At 59.3% G+C, this 25,303-nt stretch carries 18 protein-coding genes; 6 read left to right on the top strand and 12 right to left on the bottom strand.

Annotated features, from left to right (window positions below; all coding sequences use genetic code 11):
• Nucleotides 1-557: 557 nt before the first annotated feature.
• From A3AG_RS0102445 to A3AG_RS0102420, 5 genes are all read right to left on the bottom strand, one after another.
• Nucleotides 558-1,130, bottom strand: a complete 573-nt coding sequence (locus A3AG_RS0102445) for a DUF2272 domain-containing protein (protein WP_012354420.1) — start codon at nucleotides 1,128-1,130, stop codon at nucleotides 558-560.
• 535 nt (nucleotides 1,131-1,665) lie between these two features.
• Nucleotides 1,666-3,594, bottom strand: a complete 1,929-nt coding sequence (locus A3AG_RS33055) for a hypothetical protein (RefSeq protein ID WP_145987453.1) — start codon at nucleotides 3,592-3,594, stop codon at nucleotides 1,666-1,668.
• 56 nt (nucleotides 3,595-3,650) lie between these two features.
• Nucleotides 3,651-3,911 (bottom strand): ABC-three component system middle component 6, encoded by a 261-nt coding sequence (locus A3AG_RS0102435; protein WP_018003931.1) that lies wholly within the window; start codon nucleotides 3,909-3,911, stop codon nucleotides 3,651-3,653.
• On the bottom strand, nucleotides 3,898-4,863 hold the full coding sequence (locus A3AG_RS0102430; RefSeq protein WP_012354424.1) for an ABC-three component system protein: 966 nt from the start codon (nucleotides 4,861-4,863) through the stop codon (nucleotides 3,898-3,900). The genes A3AG_RS0102435 and A3AG_RS0102430 overlap by 14 nt, the downstream gene beginning before the upstream one ends.
• A 627-nt stretch (nucleotides 4,864-5,490) precedes the next feature.
• Nucleotides 5,491-6,117 carry a hypothetical protein gene (locus A3AG_RS0102420; protein WP_240619778.1) on the bottom strand — a complete coding sequence of 209 codons (627 nt, stop codon included), beginning with the start codon at nucleotides 6,115-6,117 and terminating at the stop codon, nucleotides 5,491-5,493.
• Between the two features lie 1,368 nt (nucleotides 6,118-7,485).
• Here A3AG_RS0102420 and A3AG_RS0102415 point away from each other — a divergent pair.
• Nucleotides 7,486-7,731: a hypothetical protein gene (locus A3AG_RS0102415; protein ID WP_018003930.1), complete on the top strand. Its 246-nt coding sequence runs from the start codon at nucleotides 7,486-7,488 to the stop codon at nucleotides 7,729-7,731.
• 870 nt (nucleotides 7,732-8,601) lie between these two features.
• Here A3AG_RS0102415 and A3AG_RS0102410 read toward each other — a convergent pair.
• The 5 genes from A3AG_RS0102410 to A3AG_RS0102390 form a co-directional block, all read right to left on the bottom strand.
• Entirely contained in the window at nucleotides 8,602-9,402 is an 801-nt protein-coding gene (locus tag A3AG_RS0102410) for a YecA/YgfB family protein (protein WP_012354428.1), read from the bottom strand.
• A gap of 474 nt (nucleotides 9,403-9,876) precedes the next feature.
• Nucleotides 9,877-10,770 (bottom strand): alpha/beta hydrolase, encoded by an 894-nt coding sequence (locus A3AG_RS0102405; RefSeq protein WP_012354429.1) that lies wholly within the window; start codon nucleotides 10,768-10,770, stop codon nucleotides 9,877-9,879.
• A gap of 165 nt (nucleotides 10,771-10,935) precedes the next feature.
• Complete coding sequence (locus tag A3AG_RS0102400) at nucleotides 10,936-11,505, bottom strand: TetR/AcrR family transcriptional regulator (RefSeq protein WP_012354430.1); 570 nt, start codon at nucleotides 11,503-11,505, stop codon at nucleotides 10,936-10,938.
• 375 nt (nucleotides 11,506-11,880) lie between these two features.
• On the bottom strand, nucleotides 11,881-12,150 hold the full coding sequence (locus A3AG_RS0102395) for a Txe/YoeB family addiction module toxin (protein WP_012354431.1): 270 nt from the start codon (nucleotides 12,148-12,150) through the stop codon (nucleotides 11,881-11,883).
• On the bottom strand, nucleotides 12,147-12,410 hold the full coding sequence (locus A3AG_RS0102390; protein WP_012354432.1) for a type II toxin-antitoxin system Phd/YefM family antitoxin: 264 nt from the start codon (nucleotides 12,408-12,410) through the stop codon (nucleotides 12,147-12,149). The genes A3AG_RS0102395 and A3AG_RS0102390 overlap by 4 nt, the downstream gene beginning before the upstream one ends.
• A 316-nt stretch (nucleotides 12,411-12,726) precedes the next feature.
• On the opposite strand from A3AG_RS0102390, the gene A3AG_RS0102385 reads away from it, so the two are divergent.
• The 5 genes from A3AG_RS0102385 (at nucleotide 12,727) to A3AG_RS0102365 (ending at nucleotide 22,071) form a co-directional block, all read left to right on the top strand.
• Entirely contained in the window at nucleotides 12,727-14,766 is a 2,040-nt protein-coding gene (locus A3AG_RS0102385) for a hypothetical protein (protein ID WP_240074705.1), read from the top strand.
• 374 nt (nucleotides 14,767-15,140) lie between these two features.
• Nucleotides 15,141-16,571, top strand: a complete 1,431-nt coding sequence (locus A3AG_RS0102380; protein WP_012354435.1) for a Wadjet anti-phage system protein JetA family protein — start codon at nucleotides 15,141-15,143, stop codon at nucleotides 16,569-16,571.
• Complete coding sequence (locus A3AG_RS0102375; protein WP_012354436.1) at nucleotides 16,564-17,250, top strand: DUF4194 domain-containing protein; 687 nt, start codon at nucleotides 16,564-16,566, stop codon at nucleotides 17,248-17,250. The genes A3AG_RS0102380 and A3AG_RS0102375 overlap by 8 nt, the downstream gene beginning before the upstream one ends.
• Nucleotides 17,240-20,911: an SbcC/MukB-like Walker B domain-containing protein gene (locus A3AG_RS0102370; protein WP_012354437.1), complete on the top strand. Its 3,672-nt coding sequence runs from the start codon at nucleotides 17,240-17,242 to the stop codon at nucleotides 20,909-20,911. Before A3AG_RS0102375 ends, A3AG_RS0102370 begins: the two co-directional genes overlap by 11 nt.
• On the top strand, nucleotides 20,908-22,071 hold the full coding sequence (locus tag A3AG_RS0102365) for a Wadjet anti-phage system protein JetD domain-containing protein (RefSeq protein ID WP_012354438.1): 1,164 nt from the start codon (nucleotides 20,908-20,910) through the stop codon (nucleotides 22,069-22,071). The genes A3AG_RS0102370 and A3AG_RS0102365 overlap by 4 nt, the downstream gene beginning before the upstream one ends.
• 619 nt (nucleotides 22,072-22,690) lie before the next feature.
• On the opposite strand, the gene A3AG_RS0102360 is transcribed toward A3AG_RS0102365, so the two are convergent.
• Entirely contained in the window at nucleotides 22,691-23,479 is a 789-nt protein-coding gene (locus tag A3AG_RS0102360) for an SDR family NAD(P)-dependent oxidoreductase (RefSeq protein ID WP_240619777.1), read from the bottom strand.
• A gap of 1,095 nt (nucleotides 23,480-24,574) precedes the next feature.
• On the bottom strand, nucleotides 24,575-25,303 hold a 729-nt coding region (gene tnpC / locus A3AG_RS0102355), incomplete at its 5' end, for an IS66 family transposase (RefSeq protein ID WP_026163876.1).

Genomic DNA, 25,303 nt, shown 5'->3' with positions numbered 1-25,303 from the left:
GAGGATTTTTCCAACCCCTGCCACTATTATGCCAAGCCGTCCGCCTTCAACGGACAAGACACCGCTGTTGCAATCTCCAGTGGTGATCACACTGTCTGGCTCCCAACGGTTTGACCACGTTCGCCGTTGTTGTGCAGCCTAAACTCAAGTCGCCACTGGCTCGTGATTCGCCTGGCAGCCCTGCGCCATTCCCCGCTGAGCTTGGATGCAACTGGCGCTGCCTACAACCGCCTCGCCCGTGGACACTTTGGTGCTTGTGCTCGTGCTCTGGGTTGCCGGCTTCTGGCTCTGTACCGCAGTCTCCGACCAGCAGTGAGCATTACTAGTCGGATAAACATATCGGACGCAGTCTGAAACCAGTCCTATTAAACATCGAATGGCTTTCATTAGCACATTTTTGTTGGGCCCTTCTTATCTCGCTTGCCGTCAACTACCTCTCTGCCTGGCGGCACGCAGTGCGCAGCTAGTTTCTGGGCGCAGCGCTTTCTTTCTTCGCTCCGATTGGGCATTGATGCTTGTATCGGAGGGGTTGGCCCGAGGAAGAATGGGCGGCCACATCATAAGGCACATTCCACAATGGAGATGAAGGACTGGCTATTCCTTTGTTTGATGCGTCCATGCGAATCCAATTGAATTGTGACCTTTCCAATTGAGTTGTGTTCATTACCCCCAATCGTTGCTATTTCGCTATCCGAAGCTTCTACGACGATGGCCGAGTGCGAAGCATACTTTTCGTGTGCGGCGGCGTAATCGAAGTCGAAGTGCTCGCCAGGTTGATTATTTTGGATAATGTCGCCAACTTTCGGAGCGTACTGTTCAATTCTTCGCCCCCAAAAAAATCCCGTCCCATCCTGGGCATTCTTGATTGCCCGGAAACAAAACTGAGAATGTCGACGCGCGAACACAAACCCCACGGGTGCCACCGCCGCGTCCTCCGAGGCTCGCTTTACGCACCAACTCACGAATACCGCCGACCAATACACATCCGTTCCTAGAAACGTTTTGCCGAGATCCTCCCAGTACTGACGGATTTGCTCGGCAAGGATTGGATTATCCTCGTTCATCTCGTGATACTTCTGGTGTTGTCCCTTCGCTATCGCAATGAGGCATTCTTGAAAGAGGGTCGGCATGAAGGCTCCTGCACGGAAAGGTAGTATTTGGTATAGACGATTTTAATCGCGGAGGGCAACCTCATTGGTGAAAAAAACGGGGAAAACAGGGCGTGAACCAGAGACGCGCGCTAAAAGCCGGCAAACCGCTTCATGACCGTTCCGCGCCTCAACAAATGACCTCGTCATCGCCAGTCAGGATGCGTTGGTGCTATTTGCGACGCCGGCTCGCGAGCCCAGTCGCCTTGGAGGCAACCCCGGATTGCCGGGTTCCCAGCGCGGCCGATGGGGGTGGTTCGATGAACCGCATACAGCAACCTCCAACCAACCTGACACACTGACTTGCTCGGTTTAAAGCTAAGGAAGCTCTTTTTATCGTCGGTATAGCCAAGTTTTATGCGCATGCCGGGCACGAACGCAACGCGCGATCGGCGGAAAATCGATACGTCGGCGGCGGACGTGCAATCCAAACAGCGTCGATGAATGCGCTTGCACGTAGCTCCGATCAGCTTCGAAGATTAAACGGAGACATATTTTGGGTTGACGTCATGAGCGCTTACGAGCAACTGTCGCCTATTGCCACTAATCGGTGGCAGATGAAGGTTCCCCAACGGGAAAGATCGAAATTGCGAGGGTCGTCGTGTCCGCCGCCAATGTTACGATCTATTGCGACGTGAAACGCGGGCACTAACCACTCCCCTGCGCGGACGCTGGCATTGATATAAGCAAGTGCCAATCGGTCATACTGTGCGTCGGTAAACCCGGGAGATTGGGAAATTCTGTCGTTTATACATTTCCCTTTGTCATTTAGAGGTGATTGACCTGGCTTTAACTCTACCGAACGGACCTGAACACTCTCAACGTGCAGAAAAATCCCCTTAGATCTTTCGCCCACAACCTTGTTCTCAAGTCTCGTCGCACGCCAAGGAACCGAGAAATCTCGTTCTTGGGGGCGCACCGTCTTTCCGTCCCGCGTGATGAACATGTGCGCTTGTTTGTAATCTTTCCAGCGTTCTACACGATTCCATGGCGCCGTCGGCAAATCAGCGCTCGCTAGACGTTTGATGTTTGCACAGACGTTGTCGCTTGTGTCGTGAAGAACGAAATATCGTGCAGAAGGTCGGCCGTTTGCGTTAGACCGGGATAGGGGCTTGTCTAGCAGACCTCCTATCCGGACATCAAAATCATAGCGAGTTTTATTGTCGCCTATATTGTTTTGAAGTGTTATACCCGCCGGCGCGTCAGGATAGAAGCGCTTCGCAAGAGACGAGAAAACATTGAGCCGTGACTCCGTTTCATAAAATGTCTCATCCAGATACGCATTGGTCTTGATATTTTCTTCGGCCAATTTTATTCGAATGGACGCGGCGTCTTCCCGACTCTTATGTAGTAAGTGCTGGTAATCTTGTAGCTTATGAAACTTAGCTCGCAAGTCAGACAGCTGCGCGCTTACTGCAGCGTATTGATCCAACGCCCTTTTATCCGATAGATACCTAAGTTTGGCGTCCACCGACTGGTTAAGTTGGTGAATCTCCAACTCAAGATTCCTTTTCTCCGTCTCCAACCTCATTCGTTCCTGGCCGAGTCGGGCTATGCGATTTGTCAGCAATTGCGAGTGAAACGCTTCCACTTCCTGCAGATGCTTCAAAGTTTCGTCGCGAAATGCTCTTTGGAGTTCGCCATACATAGCGAGCACCTTCTCGCGCGGAATATCTGCGCGTGCTTCGAGGCTCTTCTGAACGTTAGAAAGAGCGTTTTCCACGACAGCTCTCTTGTTTTTTAGCGCACGGAGACGGCCCGTCAAATCGTTTGCTTCTTTCTCGATTTGATAGTAATCCTCCGCGACGGCGAACTGCGCTAGATCGCTCTCAAACCTTGCAATTTGCTCTTCAAGATGTTTTGCTTGCAGCGACGCATCCTTGCTACCGGTGTAGTATTCTCGAATGAAAGGATCGTTCTTGAAGTTTCTCTCAAAAAGTTCCAGCTCAGACTGTCGAGTGCGAAGTGAGTACTTGTTTTCAACCAAAGAGATATCTATCCCAAGCAGGAACAAATTCCGTAGCAAGACCGTATATGGCTCTCGATCTGATGAGGTAATTTTTGGATCGTTATAGTCAGCTTTGGATCGCCGAATGAAGCGCGGCAGTAGTGAACGGAAACTAAGTTGCGACCCACCCCAATCAGGAAAATGAAAGCAAAGCTTCCCTAGTAGTTCGTTGAAGGCCTTGACTTTCAATATTTGCCCGTTCAGGGAAATGGTGCCTTGCTTGTCGGTGCTACGCGATGAAGAATAAGCGGTTTGTCCAATCTCAAAGCGCAGCGTAAATTCCCAACTGGGAAGATGTTGGCGAAAGCTCGTATTTGTACTGGAGCCCAAACAAAAATGAATGATTTCGATCAGTAGGGACTTTCCAACGCCGTTATAGGATCGACTGTCGTCCTCGCCATGCAATTGATCTTTCCGCGAGCCAATGACGAGCGACACGCCCGTCCGATTGAACTTGACGGTCTTAAAGGTGGTTCTATTCGATGTAAGCTCGATTAGGCGCATAAGGCCGCTTCCGGGCGGTGGCGATGCAGTTCACCAGCGTCATTCATCTGAATAAGTCCGAGCGCAAACAAAGCATCGAGAGCCAGCACCATGTTGTCGAACGTCTGGAAGGCTGGATAGCATGAGGCTTGTCGCTGAAAAGCGCGCCACAGATTGTCGACTGTGATCGGTTGAGAGACGTTTTCCATGACGAAAGCCCCGAGACCGAGCAGGGACTCCGCAAAAGAAATGTGCTTGTCAGGAAGCAACATTGTTCGGTTCCTCGAAAATGTCACAGGCTTCAAAGTACTTCGCCATGAGAACCAAAGCAGCGTCGCGCCGCAGTCGATCTGCAGCGGGATTGTTGGTTTGAGGCGCAACTCGATTCAAGATAAACGCGAATCGCAGGTCACCGAGCGTAACGCCTGATTCACCTTGGTCATCCTTGACTGCAACAATGCTCTCCGCATAGAACCCAGCCAGAAAGTCACGCAGTGCTTGCTTGGTGAAATCGCTGTTTCGACTCAAATAGTCATCGATCTGCCATGTCTCGCGTTGCTTTGCTCGCAGCCAATCGCCGTTCTCGGCGAGTCCGTTGAATTCGATTTTTTCTTCGAAATCCGGTGCAATTTTTTTGCCTGTCGGAGCGCTCTGGGGCGGAGAGTTTTGAATATGCTGGATGACTTCTCCCAGGACGGTGTAGTCAAGGCCCTCCAACGAATCCCACGTCGGTAAACCGCCTACAATCATGCAGATTTGATCTTCAGGCAAGCAAATAAACTCTTGCTCCAAATGCTTGCTGAGAAAGGCTTCGCAGGCGTTAAGGCTATGGTCCGTTTTGATCGTGGCCAGAGTTTTCTCGATGTCGAAGACGGTGCCGCGATATTTATCGTTGAACACAAATACGTACTCGCGTGGGACGCAGAATGTGCCCCAGTACGGCAGCAGCTTGTCTTTGAAGTCTTCCGCTGCCTTCGCGATCGCAGCGCTCTTGCTGGCGGTAGGGTTTTCGGGCGCGAAGACTTGAAAGTACCTGCCAACAGCCTTTTCGTAGCCGTCGTTTCCGCGGTCTCGCTGGTTGCCGTACGGCTTGATTTTCAAAAATCCAGGTCGCGAATACTCCATGACCCGTCCGAACAAATGTTCGAATGCGAAGCCATCAGATCGGTGCACTTGGAGCTGGAAAAGCGTGCGGGCGAGATGCTTACGCTCGTTTGTCATCATCAACGTCCGTCTTGAATTCCTTGTTGTTTGGAGAATTCTAACATCGCAGGCTCGAACATCTTCAGTCGCCTCGGCCGCCAACCTGGCGGCCGAGGCGACGCTAAGCAGTCAAGCCCGAGAGCGCTCAAAGTCGTGAGCTAAACGTGGTACACGAGTCACTTAAGCCGGTTTCCGCCACTTGCTTTGCCTTTCTTCGTCGCCGCGGGCTGCGGATATGATACCTGTATAAATATACAGCAGCGGAGCTTGATGGAGCTTTCGCTATCGAGGGCTCGAGGCTACCCGCACACTGGCCACTATCCTATCCAGCTATAGCGCCTGTACCGGCCAGGCGGCCCGACCGTCACGCCGGCGCGCTCGTATAACGCGCGAGGCAAGCCCGCCGCCAAGTCCGCTAGCAGCGCCTAGTGCACATGGAGGGGCAGGTCGTTCAAGTCCTGGCCAAGGGTCGCGCGGAGCTGAAAATCGGGGGCTCTGCCGGCCATTGGAATGAGTTCGCCCTTTGTCTCTCCGGGTGATTGCCGTCATTTTTTGCTTGAAATTGGATCTCTCCAACTATCGCGAATTAAATCACGGCATCACGCGAGGCGCTGCGCTCCGCTCGCTAAATGAGCGGGTATGTATCTTTCAGTCTCGTTCCGGCTTTGAGAGGCACGACTCTTCCCTCTGCCCAGCAATTTTCACCTTCATTGCCTCGATTGCCCGAGGACTCGCTCCAATTAATTCCCGTCCATTCATGCTCCATATAGACGTCGCCAACCCGTCATGTATAGCGACCCTCTCCTTGCTAACCTCTAGAGCAAATCCCGTTGTTAGCGTTTTTCCATCTGCTACCAGTTCAATGCATCGCACACGGCCACTCTGTACGGGACATCCTTCAGCCATCGCGGCCCGCTCTTCGGCGACTTGACGCATGGCAGCGAAATCTCCAAGGGCGGCTGGAACAACCAGTCCTAATGCCAACAGAAAGATGGGGCCAAACATCAGCATTGGGAACATCGTGGCACAGACCACGATGAAAGCAATAATCTTGGCGTTGCTCCCAAATACCCGGGTTGCGCCATTCCGAAGCGCTTTGCTCTTGCTGCTCAAATAGTCAAGTGCGAGAACAAGCAGCGCTATGCCAGTCCCAAATGACATTAGGATAACCATGTACGTCCATTCCTTGCCGAAGGCTACCAGACCGTTGGTTAGCACACTAAGCGTAGCGGCAATGCCGAAATAGATGTAGTCGAGTCTATCAACGCGAAACATCTTCCAGTCGATTCCGTATACGCCCAACCGAGTATCGTGATACACGACCCCGATGTAATACGTCACGGTAGACAGAATCAAGATAAGGATGGACAGCCCAGCGGGGGTACGCCAAATAGCGGTTTTCGACGCGGTCGTCGGGGACGCACCGGTCGGCCTCGGTTGCTTCGCCCACGAAGTACTTGGGGCTTCCTATTAGCAGGATTGTGTTTCACGGTAATGCATTGGGAAGTTATTCACAGACAAACTAACGGCAGACTGCAGGGAAACTGAATAAACCGGTGTAGCGCCATCATAAAAACGCGGCTGCCAGATGGAATGGCGGAAAAACCTTGGATGTCCGGCGTCTCGCGAAACCTATGTCACGTGTCATGCTGAACAAGACGCTTCCTCATGTCGCCAAGTCGTTTTGGCTTATCCCCTATACAGCGACATCGGGTGATCCCAGTTGGGGCGCAGGGCTCGGGATGGCCTGGATCCGACCGGCGTCGGTTTGCACAATATTGTTCCTGCTGGTCGCCCGCCAGGTGGCCGTTTCCGAGGCGCCGGGAACAATTTTATGCCAAGGAATTTTGCTGAAGATTGTTCCTCCGGCCGACGTTTTGAGTAATTTTGTTCCTTTGCCAACGGCTCGATCCGTTGCTGGCGGCGCACTACGGCTTGCGGAGCCGGGAACGGTTGCCGTCAGGGGGTGCCGCGCGATCACGGTGCCAAGTCGGGGCCACGCGGACGGGGTGGGAGGGGGCTACCGCCATGCTCTGGCCGCCTCGCAGTCGCGCCCATTAGCCGGGCCCATGGGGCCAGGCACAAAATTCTGCAAAATCCGGGAACAATATTCTGCAAACCGACGCTGGCGGTTCCGCTTGCTTCACAAGCAGAGCCAATTTGACATAACGCCAGATCGGCGTTTTTTTGCTGTGGGCTGGAGTGTTATGTTTGGTTGAGAGGCCAGCCGGCTGCGGTCGCAGCCAGTCGCTCAGTCCGCCGTCGGCGCTCTGTCCCTGGAGGCAGGCGCCAAGTCGAAATGGCCGCGGCATACATGGCATTGCACGCCCAAACCTCTTCCCCGTGCTTATAGAAGACGACCCATTTGCCGTCGCTGACGCAATGCGCGCCGGGGAAGACTTCGGCATGGCCGTTCGGACTGTCCAGCGGAAAGGGCGCGTGCGGCGTGGCCCAGTAATTGCCACGCGGTAGGGGCGCGATCGTCTTTGGCATGCAGGCCCGATGTGGTGTCACGGGCGGCGCGGTCCCGCCTTCGTATGGCGAAATGGGGCCGCTTGTCAATCCTGCAACGGGCGTAGCATCACGCCGCGACATCCTGGTGTAGTCTCGCCACCCAACTACTCCTGCTATCCGGCAATTTCCATGACGCGACATCTTCAATTCTTGGCCCGGGCCTTCTGCGTCGGTGTCATCATTGTGATCGTCGCCATTGTCTCCCGGCAAGTCTATCTGCGCAGCGCCGCAGAGGCTGACGTAGCCGATGCGGATGAGGAACCCGCAACAATGATGTTGATTCGCTGCGAGACGATGCACGATCGTCTGCAGAATGAGCACAGTTTGGCTGTAGAGGCTGACTCGCGGCCGCGTGCTCGTTGTCGAGAGTCCTGAGCTGGCGAACGCTCTCCAATACTGGGACGCTGGTGGGCTCGGATAGTTTCGTGATCGTGAAACTATGAAAGAGGGGAAGGGGTACCGAGTGGTGCAATTGAATTGGATGCGAAGAGATTGGCGTATTTTGAAACGCAAGCCATGGGGACTTTTGATGCTACCGGCCATCTGCAGAATAATGAGCCAATAGGGACTAATGACGCCTCGCGCCCGGCACATCGTCCATTCGGTGCGCACGCGAACTGACGAGCTCCTAGAGTCGACCCCAAAATGGCCAGATAACCGGGGTAGGCCGCCATGCGAGCAAGTGCCGTGCGACGTCATCTGGAGCGCCTCGGCATCGCTTGCCGCGGGGTCACTACCCATCCAGAGCTCGCTGGTGTGGTCGTCAATAATCAAGACCTGCACGTCTGCATATTCCCTGACGGATGGATGCGTCTTGGGGAGTGGGTCGCACCAGGTCGCTTTCGTTTTGCCCCAGCGACTCGGTCGGTAGACGTGCTGGCCTGGCAGATTCGCCAACGGCTCGTCGCCAGGCCATGACTCTGTAGTTCTGCCGCTTCGGTTTTCTGGGCTGAGCGCAGGGCAGCGCCTCGGCCGCCAGATCAATCGTCTCTTGCCGTTTAGGGTTGTTCGATGCCTGCCGTCATCCGCAGGAATGTGAGTGTGCCACCGCGCGTTGCTGGCAGGCGTCGAACAAGCCTAAACGGACACGGCCCCCGCGAGCAAATCGCCGGCTGGCCACCGGTCGCTCGACTTTGGGCGGCGACGACCAGCCAGCCTCACCCGACTCGCCCGAGCAATTCGGGCGGCCCGCCACTCGAAAGACAAGGTACATGCAGCTATAAACTGCGAGAAAGCGCTTTGCCCTTATCTCCCGTGGCACTTCTTGAACTTCTTGCCGCTGCCGCAAGGGCACGGGTCGTTGCGACCGGGCTGGTCGCCCTTCACCACGGCCTCCACGCGCGGGCCCAGGCTCTTCCAGATCTGGCGCAGGTCGTAGACAGCCCAGATCGCCTCGCCGAAGGTTTCCACGCGCGCCAGGCTGGTGCTGGGCGGGCCATCCTCACTGTACATGCAGACCTCGGGTTGGCCGGTGTCGTCCTCGGTCAGAGCGACGATGCCGTCGAGCGCGTCGTCCAGCCACTGAGCAGCCTCCTTGTCGCGCGGGGTGGCCCATTCCTCGGGCCAGTTCTCCACCACGAACATGAACCCCAGCGCCCACACCTGGCCAAACGACGGGATTTCCCGCCCGTCCATCTCGGCACGCTCTTCCTGGGGCAGGCTCAAGATGGCGCCGCGCATGTCCATGGCCTCGGGCTGGAAGGTGCGTTCGTCCTCCAGCGTCTCCACGGGCTGGTCGAGCTGGTGCTCCACCTCGTTCCATCGGCGCTGCCACAGCTCCATGAAGCGGGCCTGCTGGGCCGCATCATGGAACGCGGGTAGCAACGGCAACGGGCTGCCCTCGGCCACGTCGAGCGCCGCGCCGTCGCCCAGCAGCATGGGCAGGTAGTCGGAAGCGGGGATGCAGCGGCGCGTGCAGACCAGGGCCGTGAGAAAGCCGTCGCAGAACTCCCATTGCGGGATTTCCTCAGCGCGCTGGCGCAGGTCGTCCAGCAGATCGTCAAGCTCCTGGAGTTCGTCGGGCGTCAGGGCGGTGGCTTCGGTCATAGGGTGGGTTCTCGCGGTGCGGGGCGGGGATGCGCTGGACGCATCGCTGCGAAGTATAGCGCCGCCCCATTGCAGAAGTGCGGCGTACAACTTGCAAGACCGTGACGTTCGGTACCGCGCGCCAAGCCGGGTGCACCCCCGCGACCGTTCGCCGGAGCGGCGGCCGCTCCCGAGTGGCTCCTTTTGGCCGGGTACGGTCCGACGCCGAGCAAAACTGAGCGGCTTCCTGGGCCGGCCCGCGTAGGGCAGAGGACGACCCTTCAGCGACATCCGCGATCCTGAACTCGTCGCCTCAAAGCAGTCAGTCGGACCCGTGCAGACCCGCCCGAAGGGGGCTCCGCAGGAGGAACACATAGGCAGACGACCGTTTGGTTGATTGAGCGTTAGCATCCAGCCGTCGCACTTTGACGCTGGCGATCAGTCGCTCGGAGGCTTGATCTCGTCGGTAGCCTCACACGTGTCATAGAACATTCCCTAAGACAGATGTTTGTGGAGGAAGGCGGCGACATTCTTTACCGCATAGTCGATCTGCGCCGGTTGATCGTAATAGTCGAAATGGGTGCCGTCCCCCCACGCCAATTCCTTCACTGCCCCCAGGAGCGAGTAGAACTTCTTGGCCTGCTCAGGGAAGGCGCATCCGTCGGAGTGAACCATAATCGTCGGAACTTTGATGGCCGACGCCTTGCTCACCGGATCGAAATCCAACCACGGCCCGTGCGACATCACGGCGAACTCGTTCTTCCACTCTGGAACGCCGCCGCGCGCCTTGTTGAAGTAGTAGTCGTAATTTCCCTTCGGGTTGTAATTCAGGGCGCTCGGATCATCCACGCTGTAGGTCGGCACCGTCACCTGCTCGCCGCTCCGCTCGAATCTCAGCTTCGCCTCCGCTCCCGCCGCGCGACGCCGCGCAATTTCCGCCGCGCCGACAAGACGTTCGTTTAACTCGGGGTCTGGAAGGAATGCAGCGACCGTCGCAAACGCCTTGACGCGCTCATCGGCAGCGACGAGGTAAGCGCCGTTTCCGCCTGATGTGCACACTCCGACCATCCCGATAGCCTTCGTATAAGGCAAGGCAGTTAGATACGAGACGGCGGCTTTCAGATCGCTCAATTTTGCGGCGGGAGACTCCAATTGCCGAGGCTGCCCTTCGCTTTCGCCATAGTGACTGTAGTCGATCACAAGCGCCACGAACCCGTTCTCCGCGAGCGTGCGCCCGTAAGCGCCCGCCATCTGCTCTTTAACCGAACTTAGAGAGCCCGCCACGACGACCGCCGGGTAGCGGCCGCTCTCGTTCAAGTTCTCGGGCTCGAACAGGTTTCCCGCCAGCGTCAAGCCATCTCGCTTGAAACTCACTTTACGCATCATCATGCTTCCTTCCAAGTTGTGTGGATTCCGTCGGGCCGGCGACGTGCAGCCCGCGACGAGTCCGGCGACGCCTAGGGCCGCGACCGCGAGAAAATCGCGTCGGGTTGGTACATTCATCTTCGTTCCTTCTTCAATTGGGTCGAAAAACGGCGGGGCGCTCGTTAGAAATCAGCCCGTCGCGATGGCGCGCCAGAATGCTGAGAAGCCGTCGGCGCAAGCGGTTTTGGCGAGCTTGGGCTCCGCGGCGATCGAATCGATAGTGGCCTCGGCCATCGCAACCATCAGCGCGCCGACGAATGCCGGGGGCTGCTTGCGCAGCGCCCCCAGCGACCTGGCCTTTATCAATAGGCCGCTGACGACTTGGAAGCTTTCCGCGGCCGACGCCCGCGTTGTGGGGGTGATTCGGTCGGAGACTTTGAGCTTCGCCATCGCTTGGCGCTGCGCTGGATGCGCCAGCCCCCAGCTCACGTAGGCGGACCAAAACTGCCCAAGACTTTCGCGCAAATCCTTAGAGCCCGGCGGTTCCGAATAAGCCAGTCGCAGCTGGCTTTTGAGGTCCAGATACAGCTGATTGGCCAGCTCGTCCTTGCTCCCAAAGTAGATGAAGATGGTCCCCTCGGCCACGCCGGCTGCCCTCGCGATGCGAGCTGTGGAGGCGGATAGTCCTTCCTCTGCGATCAGCCGAGTGGCCGCCTCGAGGATCGTTTGGCGCTTGTCTGCACTGAGAGGGCGGGCCATAAAGAGCAATGAGTGAGTGAACGCTCATTCTATCGAACGGAGGACATTCGTCAACCGACGGACCGACCGACAGGGTTGTAGGTCAGTGCCGGGGAGTCGACAGTCGCCAAGGGCAGCTAATGGCCGGCTACTGCCATTGCACTTGACGTCGTCACATGCTTGATGCGGGCGGAGGGAGGCTCGGCCGGCGTTGCGGCGGCAGGGCAATAAGGTCCGATAACGAACTGCTTATCGGGCCGAAGGGTGATACAGGCGAATATCCCGAAAACTGCTGGACTTACTGTTTGGGGCCCGCGGGCACCTTTGTCGCTCGGGTCCTTGCTGACGGTACCCGAGCGTGATCGAACAGCTGTGTTAGGAGCCGGATTTTAGGGCTTACTTGTCGCCATAATGAAGCCGACAAGCGATAATGGTCAGTTCATCGTCGTTGGCGAAATACACCAAGCGGTTGCTGTCGTCGATTCGCCGCGACCAGTAGCCCGACAGGTTGCCTTTCAGCGGCTCGGGCTTGCCGAGCCCGTCGAACGGTTCGCGTTGGGCGTCCTGGATTAGGGCGTTGATGCGCTTGAGCGTTTTCCTGTCTTGGCCCTGCCAATAGACATAGTCTTCCCAGGCATCTGGCATAAAGGTCAACCGGCGCGTCATTCAGCGTCCGGGTCGATCAGGTCGTGCTTCTCGGCCATGCCAGCGCGATGCTGCTGAATAGAACGCAGCAGGCGCGCGGCGTTAGCCGGCGAGCTAAGCAAATGCATCGTTTCCATCCAACTGTCGTACTGGTCTTGCGACATGATGACCACGTTCGGCGCGTCGCGGCGTGTGATGAGCACAGCGTCGTGGTCGTCGATGGCCTGGTCCATGACTGCCTTTAGGTTGCTGCGGGCGTCGGAGAAATGGATGGTACGCATACCGACCTCCTTAGATTACTAGTACTATAACTTGTACAAGTATAGCAAATCTACGTGCTGAAGGGGCTGACGCCTGGCGTGCAAGAGGCACTTGGCCAGAAACGTCATAGCGTCGGAAGGAGCGCAATGCATCGAACTCGCCACATAAGGTGCAATATGGTAGGTGAGCTTTGATAATTATGGTGCACATTTCGCCAAAAGCGCGTCCTGCGAATGGAACGGTCTGCGCAGGCCTTCACCGCTTGCTGCGTGCAATCTTTAAACATAAGGCACGAAGAGCGAAATTTTGCTGATTACCGGGGCGTTATGTTTGGAGGTGAAGAGCAGGGTGTCTGCCGGCGGCACCCGCATCTCAGCCGGTGGTCGGCGTGCAGGCGTTGGATACGGCAGAAAAATCGAAATGCGCAGCGGCATACAGGGCATTGCACGCCCAGACTTCCTCGCCGTTCTTGTAGAAAGTGACCCACTTGCCGTCGCTGATTGGGAGGATGTCAATGTACGGACTATCATCACGTTTGCTGATTTCTGGCCCCTGCTACTAGGCCGGAAGTGTTCTGAAGAATTGCCCAGGTTGCCTATGCCCATAATTTCTCTCACTGAAGCGCTGAACAATCTCACGGTAGACAATCTGAAATCGCTGATGCGCTGGCTTCCGGAAGCCTCACGCATCGGAAAGAAGAGTGGGCTGGTTGAAGAGATCCTGCGCAACCTTGCCGGCGACAGGCTGCAAGCGCTGTGGGAGGGGCTGGACAAGACTCAACGTCTGGCGGTAGCAGAGGCCACCTATGCGGAGGATGGCTGCTTTAATGCCACGCGGTTTCGAGCCAAGTATGGGCGTTTGCCGAATTTTTCGGTCCGGGACGAGCGGCGCCGACACGAGCACCATGGGCCGCCCACGGCGTTGTGCCTGTTTTTGTACTATCAGAATGGATGGCGCTACGTGCCAGCCGATCTGAACGAGCGGCTCATGGCATTCGTGCCGGCGCCAGAGCCTGTCCGGCTGGACACGGTCGATTCGCTTCCCGGCATATACGGTGAAAGCCCATTGTCGGTGCGGCTGTGTGAGCGCGATGCCCTGGCGGATCTACCGCTGCTACTGCGTCTGGTGGATCAGGGAAAGCTTAAGGTCAGCGAGAAGACAGCGCTGCCGGGCACGGCGACGTTGCAATTGTTGTGCGGGCAACTGTCCGGTAGCGACTACTACGCCGAGCCCGTGCCGGGACCCACCGATCAGGAGATAGGGCCGATCAAGGCATTTTCTTGGCCGATGCTGCTTCAGGCAGCGGGGCTTGTGCAGCGTAACGGGAGCAAGCTGGTGCTAAGCAAGGCTGGACTGACAGCCCTGACGACGCCAACGGCTGACGTGCTTGTCAAAATCTGGCGGAAATGGCTGAAAGCGACGTCGCTGGATGAATTTAGCCGAATAGATGTCATCAAGGGGCAAAAAGCCAAGGGCGGTGCGATGGCTGCAGTGGCGCCGCGCCGCGCGGCGATCGCAGAGATGCTGCAGCGTTGTCCGGCCGGGAAGTGGATCAGCATCGACGCGTTTTCCCGTTTCATGGTGGCAACTGGGCATACTTTCGACGTGGCCCGCGACCCTTGGAGTCTTTACATTTGTGAGCCGGATTACGGCAGCCTGGGGCACAGCGGCTACCATGACTGGGACATTCTTCAGTTGCGGTATATGCTCTGCTTCCTGTTCGAGTATGTGGCGCCACTTGGCATCATTGATATCGCATACACCGAACCGGCGGGGGCTCGGCCTAATTTTCACGATATGTGGGGAACGGACGAACTCCAATTCCTCAGTCGCTACGATGGCCTGGCCTATTTTCGCGTGACCTCGTTGGGCGCCTATTGCCTTGGCGCCAGCGGCCACTACACGCCGGCGCCGGTCCAGTCTAGCGTAAGGCTATCCGTCATGCCCGGCATGCAGGTCAAGGTCATCGCGGGCCGTCTGTCGGCAGAAGAGTCTCTGGTTCTGGACATGTGGGCAACCGAAGAGGCGGACAGACTCTGGCGGCTCGACCTTCAGAAGGCCATCGTAGCGGTCGAGAGGGGGCATGACATCGCCGAACTTCGCGAATTCCTGCAGGCCCGGGACGACCAGCCGGTACCAGACACGGTGGAATCCTTCATCAAGCGGGCTGGCAAGCAGGGCAAGGCGCTGAAAGTTGCGGGGACCACGCTGCTGATTGATTGCAATGACGCGCAAATGGCAGCCATGCTGGCCACTCGCAAGGAGACCGCCCATCTGTGTCTGCGCGCCGGTGATAAGCATGTGGTAGTGCGGCTCGAGGACGAAGATAAGTTCCGGACACATATTCGCGCGTTGGGCTATGGGATGACGGCCTGAGGTTTGCGCCGGTCGGTGGTGCCATGCCAGGGGCGAGCGCTATGCGACGCGAAGATAGATGGGTGACGGCCCGGCCGCAGACGCAGGCCGTGGTGCTGGCGGGTGGCTCGATGCCGAGCGGGTCCCGGTGAGGTTCCGTCCCCCATCGTATTTGGGCCAAGTCCAACTGCGGTACCCATTCCGGCTCGTAAGGCACCTACCGGGTCGCCAGGGCGCAGCCCAGCACTGGGTGCGCCGGCGCCAGGCGTAATGGAATCCCTGAAACAGGTCGCGCGGCGGCGCAGTGCAGGGCGGGGTGGTATCGTACGATTTTGTTCGCTGTGTCGATGGTACGCAGGTGCAATGCGAGAGTGTTAAGGGGGACATCAGCCGCGATGGTGGATTCGGGGTATCCGCAGTTCTTTCGTCCGTTGACGCTGAAGAGGCGAAAGCTGATCGCTGCCTGCATCCGCGCATTCTATGCGCGGCTTTATGGCTCCCATGCCGACTACCGCTCCATCCTTGGGCGCGAGGACTTGCGTGACCTCTTTGTCCAGACGATGCAGTCCGCCACGCTGCCGGCCGATCCTGCCGGTGAAGATGGCGACGACGGATTCGCCGCCGGTGACCTGGCCGACGACCAGAAGCTGGCAAGCGCCATCGTGCGCCTCCTTGTTGCGGACGGCTGGCTGGAAACCGCCGAGGATCGCGTCCGACTGGTTACCGCCTATCGCTTCACCCGCGCCGGCAAGATCTTCGCTCAGGCGCTGACGCTGGCCGACCGCCCACGCGAACGGACCCGTCAGCGCAACATGCGCTCCTGCAAGAATGCACTGAGTGCCTTCATCGAGCGCCGCGATGTGGAGGACCTGCTCGACGCCTACGAGTATGCCGATCGGGTCATTGCCGACCTCTCCGAAGATATCGAGCTCTTTTACGACCTGGCTCGCAAGATATTGCTCGATGCGCATGTGCAGGGCAATTGGGATGGGTTTATCGAGTTCGTAGAGCGACGTTTTCGTGATGAGTTCTCGCCCCGCCTAGTCTATGACAATGCCGAGCGCCACCGGCTGGACATCGGGGCGCTAATCGAACGTCTTAACGATTTGAGCGCGGCCGAGATGCAGGCCATTGACGATGACTTGGCCAACCACGCGGCATGGGCCGCGCAGGCCGCGCCGGACGGGGCGATCTTGAGATGGATGCTTGATCGGATCGACGAGATGGTGACCGCGGCCTGCCGGACGAAACAGCCGGAATTGTTCCGGGCCATGGAAAGCTATGTCCGCCGCCATGTGGTCTTGTTGTCGCAGAGTCTGTTCATGGGGGCATCAGGCAGCGGGGCGGCATTGTCCACCCTGATCCGCCGCCTGGGGGAGATGCCGGAGCGGGATCAGGGCGCGTGGCTGGAGCGGCAGGGAGCGGCGCTCGCACCGGTAAGCGTGGCGCTGTATGATCCGGCCGCGGTGCAGCCGAGAAAGACCGCCGAGCGTAACCGGGCACAGGCCGTGAGCATCGTTCCGGAAATCACACGAGAAGAGCGTTTGCGTCAGTTCGTGCGGCAAGCGCAGGAGCGGGCCTTCTCCTTGTCGCATCACGATGTCGTGGATTACTTGCTCGGTTCCATGCGTGGTACGGGCGCGCTGCGCCTATCCGAGTTGCCGGTCGACGATGCTATCCAGGCGTTATCGTTGTTGCGGGCAGTCGAGGCAGCACGGGACCATGAGGGACTGGACGTGGAGCGGCTAGATGCCGAGCCGCTGGACAATGCCATCATGTCGGGCACTGACTATGCAATCAGGAGGCGCCACATCGGCCATGGATGAAATTACGATTGGGCAACTGGTGGAAGCGGAACTGAAGGCGGGGGGCGTCCGGCCGGAGGCGTTCGGGCAGATCCTTGGCCGCCTGTTCGGGCTGTCCATCTTGCACCGGGAGGACAGCGCCATCGAGCGTCAGCTCTACGACGACGCCGTGCGTATCGAAGGCCTGCTCAATGCGTACTTCGATGTGGGCGGGTTCCGGCTGCTGCACGAGCGACATCAGAGTTATTTTCGGCTTTACCCGCCGGGGGCGCGCGTGCCGGGACTGCCCGCCGAGGACGATGCTATCGCGGTGGACGCCGTGCGGGCGAAGCTCTCCGCCGATTTCGTGGCATGCTGCCTGGTGCTGCGCTTGCTGTACAACGAAAGCCTGCGCCAAGGCTCGATCAACGAGCGCAACGAAGCGCTTGTCACCGTGGAATACCTGAATGCCACGCTGACTGCGCAGGCGCGCCGCTCACTGCCGGCCAAGACTGCGCGGGAGAAGCTCTTCGCCGACCTGAAGCGTGCCCGTCTGATCGATTACCGGGCGGATTCCGAGGTGGAAGATGCTGACGCTCTGGTCGCCATTCGTGGGACGATCCTGCAGTTCGTGGCGGATTCCGCCATTGATGCCCTGCTGACCGAAACACGGACGCCCGTGTCGGCCGTCACGTCGCCGGAGCCCGACGATGAGGCTTGAGAAGCTCATCCTGGTCAACTGGGGCTTCGTGGTGTCCCGGGAATACCCCTTTGGCCACACCACCTTGCTGTCGGGTTCGACCGGCGTTGGGAAGTCCTCTTTCCAGGACGCGATCCAGCTGGTCATGACCGGCGGCAAGCAGCACATCAACGTGTTCAACTCGGCGCAGGACGAGAGCGGCGCCTCGCGCGCGGGCGGCAAGGTGAGGCGGACGCTGGCGTCTTACGCGGTAGGCATGCGCGACAACCTCTGCGTCCGGCCGTATGGATCGCACACCTATGTCGTCGCCGTCTTCGCGCCCGATGAGTGGGAGTCCGCCGAACCATTCACCGCCGTGGTGGCCGTCGAAGCTGCCGTGTCTGGTACGCGCGAGCAAGGTCGCAGCGTCGACGTGGCGCGCAAGCTCTACTTTGTGCTACCAGGCAGCCGCGTAATGGAGGCGGATTTCATCGAGTCGCGCAAGGGCAATTCCATTACCGCGGTGAAGGTCGAGGATATCTACCATCGGCTGCGCCAGCGCTATCCGCGCGTCCTGCCGTTCGAGAACAGCATCGAAGATTATCTGTGCAAGCTCTATGCTGAGTTTCGCGGTGGTGGCAAGACGCTGGTCGGGCCGCGCGAGGCCGAAGCGGCGGCGCGGGCTTTCGTCCAGTCCATTGCTCGCAAGACCGTCGGCTCGGTGGACGAGTTGATCCGGGAGCAGGTGCTGGCCGAGCCTGATTTTTCCGATCAGATCGGGCATATCGCTTCGCTCATGCAAAACGTGCAACGTCTGCGCAAGATCGCCACCGAATTACTGGCGTGCCGGGAGCGGCTGGGCGTGCTGAAGGCACACGCGGATGCGTTCCTTGCCGCGTTCGAAGAGGCCATGGAGGCCGAACTGGGCGAAGTACTGCGCCGACAGCGGGATGTCGAGGAGGAGATCCAAAGGCTGGAGGCCTGCCGGCGTCTTGCCTTAGCCGATGTCGAGAAGCAGCAGGCGCTTGCCGACCGGCATGCACAGGCGCTGAAGCGCGCCACGGAATTGCATGGCACTGCCAAGGGTCGGCTCAACGGCAATCCGGTGGCGCAGGATCGTGAGCGGCTCAGCCGCGAGATAGCCGTGGCCACCGATGGGCGATCCCGTATCGCGCTGGACGTTCTGGCCGCCCTAGCGGGCTTGCGCGGCGTGCTCGACGAACTGGCTGCCCTGGCCAAACTGCCTGCAGGACCGGCCTCCGCCTACGCATCCCATGTGGAGCGGCTGGTTGTCGATGCCACGGCGATCGATGGCGCGGACGGCCAAGCCGCCGCGCGTGAGTTGGCGGCGATGCTGACAGGCGCGCAGATCGAACCCGCGAGCCTGCGGCGCGACCGGTTCGCCAAGCTGGATGCCGCCCTGGCTCCCATTGCGCAGCGACTGCACGGCGCCGACGGCCTGTATGGGGCAGTGGTACAGGAGCAGGCGCGGGAGTCGGATCGCGCTGCCGCCCTGCAAGGAGAAATCGACGACCTGAAGCGGCGCCGGCAAGGGCTGGAAGATGGCCACTTTGACTTGCCGGCGCATGTGGAGGTCGCAGTCCGATATCTCGAGGCCCAGATGCCGGGCGCCCGTCCCAGGGTACTTTGCAACCTTGTCCAGCCGCGGGAGGGCTCACGCTGGCAGAACGCTATCGAAGGGCTTTTGGGCGGCAACCGCTTCGTGATCCTGGTGGACGCGCAATACGAGGCGAGCGCCATCCGGGCGCTGCGACACGAGCTGGTGGCGACTAGACAAGGACGAGAGGCTTCCGTGGTGCAGGGCGAACTGGCCAAGCGGCGGGCGGAAAACCAGGCGCTGTCGCCCGACGCCGTGCTGCAGGAATTGGTGATCGCCGATGAGACCGCGCGCGCCTATCTGGTTGCAAGTTACGGCCGTTATGTCAAGGTAGCGGATGCGCAGGCGCTGCGCGGCGCGCCACAGGCACTGACCGTGGACGGCATGGCCAGTGGGGGGTTCAAGATGTTTTCGTCATGGGTGGACGACGGCGAACTGGCCTTCGGTGCCGAGGCCCGGCGCAAGCGCGTGGTGAGGCTCGTCCGGCAGATCGACGAAAAGTCGCAGGAAAGGGACGCACATCGCGCAGGCGCTGCGGAGTTGGCCGCGTGGGGTGCGCGTCTGCTCGCCCTGCAGCTTGTGCCTGTCGCGCCAATGCTGGACAAGCTGGGTGAGACGCAGCGCGAACTGAATAGTCTCGCGGCGCAGCTCGCCAGCCTAGATGACGCCGATCTCATCGTGCTGGAGCGGCGCGTGGCGCGTGCGGAGCAGCTATTGGAGGGCCACCACCGCCTATCCAATACCGCATCACGCTTAGCAGGCGAAGCGGAGGGGAGGGCGCGTGGCTTCGAAGCGAACATCGGTGACGCTGAAGCTAAGCTTGTTGAGTGCAAAGATGCCGTGCGCCAGATAAACGCCCGCGTGGCTGAACTGATCCGGCTCAATCCGCATTTCGATCCAGTCCGGCTGGAGCAGCGCGCTCGGGAAGCGGCCAAGGAGCAGACCGCCGCGTCCTTTGATGGGCGGCGGCGCCAGCAAGCCGGGATCTACCGCCAGGAGCGCGAGGCATTCGAGCGGAAACTGGAGGCCCATAATCTCTTGTCATCCTCGTTCGATGAGCGGGTCGACTTTCAGCCTTGCCAGTCAACCCAGGGGGAGTACGAGTGGCAAGCCTATGGCGGCGTACCTGCCGCCCGGCGACAGATCTCGGCCATGTTAGAACGGCTCGACCAAGTGCGCATTCTCAACAACACCAGCGAGCTGCGGGACGCCGAGAAGAGCTTCAACAACACCTTCAGCACGCATTTCGCGCTGGCCGTACGCACCGCGGTGGAGCAGGGCATCGATCCGCTCAAGCGGCTCAATGAGAAGCTCAAGCGACTGGCATTCGGCGAAGACCGTTTTGAGATCGAATACGGGCAGATGGTCAAGGAGTACAAAAAGTACTTCGACCTGTTCCAAGAACTGAACCGGCTGGCCGAGACACAAACGCCGGTGGATTTGTTCTCGGCCGCCGAAGGCGTCCTTTCTGCCGAAAGCGTCGTGGCGCTGGACGACATCAAGCTGCTATTGCTCGACACCAACCGCGACCACGCATTGCGGCGACTGAAGGACATAGCGGACTACCGCAACTATCGCCAATATGACATCCGCAAATATTCGGAGGACGGGCGCGAGGCGTCCTTGGCAAGAATGGCGACGTTCTCGGGAGGCGAGCTGATGACGCCAGCCTATCTGGTGCGGGCCGCGGTGCTGGCCCAGGCATTTCGGCAGTTCGAGAAGACGCCGAGCCTGAAGCTCATGATGATCGACGAGGCCTTCGACAAGATGGACGAAGGCCGCACCGCTGCTGTGATGCGCTATCTCAATGAGAACCTTGGCTTGCAACTGGTGGTTGCCATGCCGTCCCGCGCGTCCGGTCCCCTGCTCGAGTTGTTCAGCTTCGAGCATCGTTTTTCTCTGATGAAGGTTGAGGGCCTGGCAGGCGAACTCGATAAGATTACCGAGGTGGACAGCTCCCTCTTGAAGGCCGACCGACTACATGCCCTATGGACTGAACGTCGGGAGGCGGTGCGCCGTGAAGCGGCATGGCAGTTCGACTTGCAAGAGGCGCGCAAGCAGTTGATCTCGGACATGGGGGCATGAGCGCCGACGACATTCCGGGGCGCCGGCCGGACGCGCTCACCGCGTTGCTGAATGCACTGGTGGACCGTATCGAGGCAAAGCCGTTTGCCGAGAGACGCCGCGATATCGGCTTCCCGTTGAGTGCCGGGACGTGGCCGGAGTTTTTCTCGATCGACCTTCACGGCGAACGCATGTTCGTATGGCGCGCCCTGGAAGCGCTGCAGGCGCAACCCGGATTTGCACTGATGCTAGACCAGCGTCGTGGCCAGCGGGATCTTGATATCTGGGAGCGCTCACCGAAGCTCGTCATCGCAGCTCAAGCGGAAGCGTTTCTTCGCGACGAGACGGGGCGCCAGCCCAATGCCGTGGTCGCCTGGATGGCTCAGTGGCGGAAGGCTGTGCCAGCGCGCGTCAACAACGCGGCGCTGTGCGAGCGGCTGCTGTCCCGCCCGATCCTCATCCTTCCGCGTTCACCGGAGCAGGTGCTAGAGCGTTTCGCGGGCATCCCGGCGCTTGCGAGCGAGAGCCTCATGCTCCATGAGGTAGCAAGCCGGCAGTTCTGGGGCCTGTCTAAAGTTCTCAACGGCCAGCAGGAGGCCATTGCCCTGTTGCTTGACACGGAAGTTTGCCCCTTTCCAGACAAGCCGGTGCAACTGCTGGTAGCTGCGCGTACAGCCGATCCTGCCGCCCCGGTCCTGTTTGTGGAGAATGCCGCAACGTTCGAGTCGATGGCGGCGGGGAGGCTGAGCGCCGCCGAGGGTTTTGTCCTGATATTCGCATCCGGATACAAGGCGAGCGCGAGGAGGCTGCGCCAGCCGGGTGGCAGCTCAGTCTACTTTGCCCCGAGCGTGTTTGAGCGGAATGCGGCATTGGGGCGTAGCTTTCTTGCATGGCTGCATGGCACCGACGACACGCGCCCAGTTCATTTCTGGGGCGACCTGGATTTTGCCGGGATGGATATTCTTAAGGAGTTGCGCGTGGTATTTCCAGACGCGCAAGCGTGGAAAGCTGGCTACGAGGCGCTGCTTGCACGCCTGCTCGCGGAGGAGTCCCACGCGGCGGATGAAGCAAGGAAGTCGGGCCAGACCGATCCGGGCTTTACCGGCTGCCCTTATGCGGATGAAGTGCTGCTGCCAGCACTACGCAGGCACGGCCGATTTGTCGACCAGGAAAGTCTGTAGCGTCTCGACGCGCCAGACAACTACGCGAAAACCTGCCGATGAATGCATGCCTTTGGGACAAAGCTTGGTATTGACCGCCGCATTTTCCATGCTCCGGCACGCTAGTAGAAGCACAATGAATTTGTGCCGGTTCGCGTGGTGACACGTTGCAATCCCGTGGCCGAGCAGGCAGGTTGCCTGCCGTATGCTTTTTTCGCATTTAGTTCTCGACTCTCTCTTTTGCGTTACCTGATAACGTACGCGCGCAGCGCCAGAGTTTAGACATTATGCCGGGTATGTCTCGCGGCACTGGCGGTGGTATCGCCGATCTGCTCGCCGGCGAGAAGTCTTCGTCATCGGCGGGGCAGGGCGGTGCGGCACGTCACGGATCTCCGCATACTGTTCATCATCTCTTCGAGACCCTCAACAGGCTTTCAGATCCGAGAGACGGTATCGACCGATTCCGAGTGCAACCGCCGCTCGACCGTCGGTGCCCGCTCGGCAAGCCGAGCCGGGGGCTTTATCGTGGGCCCCTAAAGCGGGATGGTATCGTTGCCGTGGCGGACGCGATCCAGACGGAACAGATTCCGTAGCAGAACATCTTAGGCCTCCTTGGGGAGTACTTGACGACCGCTTCGCCTTACCAGACCGTGAAGCCACCATCGACAGCGATGGCCTGGCCAGTGACAAAGCTTGCGCCGGGCGAGCAGAGCCACATCACGGCGCTGGCAATGTCGGCCGGCTCGCCCAGCCTTTGCATGGGCGTTGCGAGCGTCAGTTGGGCCATGTCTTGCTGGTTCTCTGGGCGGTCGGTGATAGCCGTGTGCGCAATGCCGCCGGGGCAAATGGCGTTGACGCGGATGCCGCGGCTGGCGTAGTCCACCGCAACTGACCGGGTCAGTCCGAGCACCCCGGCCTTTGAGGCGGAGTAAGCCGACAGTCCGGGTCCGCTGACGAGCCCCATGATGGAGGACGTATTGACGATGACCCCTGCGCCGTACTCCAGCATCTGTGCACACTGGTATTTCATGCACAGCCAGACGCCCTTCAGGTTGACGGCAATGGTCTTGTCCCACTCGTCCTCGGAGAAATCGCAGATCGGCGCGCCGCGCGGAGCGATGCCGGCGTTGTTGAAAGCAAAGTCAAGACGGCCCAGGGATCGGATGGTCTGATCTATCGCCCCGGCGACGTCCGCACCTTGCGCAACGTCTGCGCGGACAAAGATGGCCTTGGCCCCGGCTTTTTCGATGTCATGCGCGGTTTCCTCAGCGGCAACCGTGGCGGTATCTAGCAGTGCGACGTCAGCGCCGGACCTGGCGAAGCTCAGCGCAGTCTGGCGACCGATGCCAGTAGCCGCGCCGGTGACAAACGCAACCTTACCTTCGAATGACTGCATCTGGTGGCATCCTCGCATGGTTTCAATTTGCATGGCGCACCAGAAGGCTGTGATAGCTGGCCAGTGGCGCGCAGACGAGGATACGGGGGCGCGAGCCGCTAGCCAACGTCAATTCGGACTAGTCGCAAGCGACATGAGTGTGGAAATCTTGGGGAAGGGGCTGCACGAGGTAAGCCCGCGGCGCCGTGCGGGGCCGGGGAGAACCACTGAAACGGGCCAGTTTCTCTCCAAGCTTCGGCGGAGTAGTTCTGCTGATGTTTGCTCCGGAAACCGGATGGACTGTCGTCGCGCCTCCTCGCCGACGGCACCGGCAGGCGAGGACAAATAACTGCGCATGGTCGCATACAAGGGTTACGTCGCTGCGTCCCAGTTTCACCAGTCCGAGACGGGTTAGCCATCTCAGTATCCTGTCCGTTGCTCCGGTCAGTATGACTTGCAGATCGCGCCACAGTCGAAGGTTTGTTCGGAAATCCATGTACTCCCGTGATCTTCGCAGCATTACCCGCGAGCATGCGCGCGGGCCAGAGGCACCCACCCACGATGACGTGTTAGCCATGGTTGGGGTGCTGGCGCCTTTCTGCCTATGGCTTCAGCACAGACGGCCGCGCCTCTTTCACCTGCACGAAACGGAGCGCTGTCCGCGGCCATCGACAGGCCTGCGCCGCACATTCTTCGGACGCTGCCCGTGACCTCGCGCGAATAGCGGAAAAGGGCAGTGACGGATTCCGTGAGTGCTTCCCTCGCCAGGCGGGCGAATTTAGCAACTAAAGGAAATGTCCCCATCATCTTTTAGCAGGGCCGGACCCGATCGTTCAGCGTGTAGCCTATAAAAGGTGAGAGCCTTGATGAAAGCTTAAAGGCAGCTATAGCCGTCCGCGGCACGGATCAGGCCACTCAGCGCAACCGAGGGCGACGTCATGAGCAGATTGTTCGCAGCAGCGGAGTGCCTGCGCAGGGTTATCGGCGGAGCAGCCTTGACATCTGCTGTTCCCTCCCTGATCGCTGCTGCCCTGGTCCTGGTCGTACTGCAGGGGTGCTCGACTACCCCGGCACGCTTGCCGGCAGTCCCCGCTGACGTAACGTAAGCGGTCGACTAACAACGCCTCTTGCGGCCGGATACGAGGTCGGCTAAACAGCGGATGTCTTGAGATTCCAAGGCAGCAAGGCCTCGTAGTCGTCAGCGGTCTTCGCGAGCGGCAGCGCCTTGAACAAGGCGACGAGATAGCGGTACGTATCGACGCCATTGGCCTTGCAGGTCTCAATGATCGAGTACAGATTCGCGCTTGCGTTCGCGCCAGCCACGGTGTCACAGAAGAGCCAGTTCCGGCGCCCTACGGTGAACGGCCTGATCGAATTCTCAATCACATTGTTCGATATCGGCCAGGCGCCGTTCTCGACGTAACGGACGAGCTTGGGCCACTGGTTATGGAAGTAGTGTAGTGCCTCGCCGAACTTGCTTCGCGGCAACACGGTGTGCAGGTGCTGCAACAGCATGGCTTCGATTTCGTCTAGCACAGGCCGACTCTGCTCGGCACGGATCTGCTGGCGCTGCTCTGGTTTCATCTCGCGAGTCCGAGCCTCGACAGCAAAGAGCTTGGCGATGAGCGCGATGAACTGCGTGATTGGATGTTCGCCACCGCGCTGCTCCTTGGGCAGAGCCTCCTCGGCCTCAATCATGTAACGACGGGCATGAGCCCAGCATCCAAGATGGATCNGTCGATTCGCGTGCGCGACCTTGTCGTANGAGTCGTACCCGTCGGTCATCAACACCGTTCCTGGCTTGATGCCGGCATAGAGCTCCGCAGCATGTTTCGTTGACCGCGTTGGGCTGTAAGCAAACAGCCGTACCGGCGGGCC

Origin of the sequence: Cupriavidus neocaledonicus (assembly GCF_000372525.1) — a bacterium.
GTDB lineage: Bacteria > Pseudomonadota > Gammaproteobacteria > Burkholderiales > Burkholderiaceae > Cupriavidus > Cupriavidus neocaledonicus.
The sequence above is the reverse complement of the archived record's forward strand: the minus strand, read 5'-3'. Positions and strand labels throughout refer to the sequence as shown.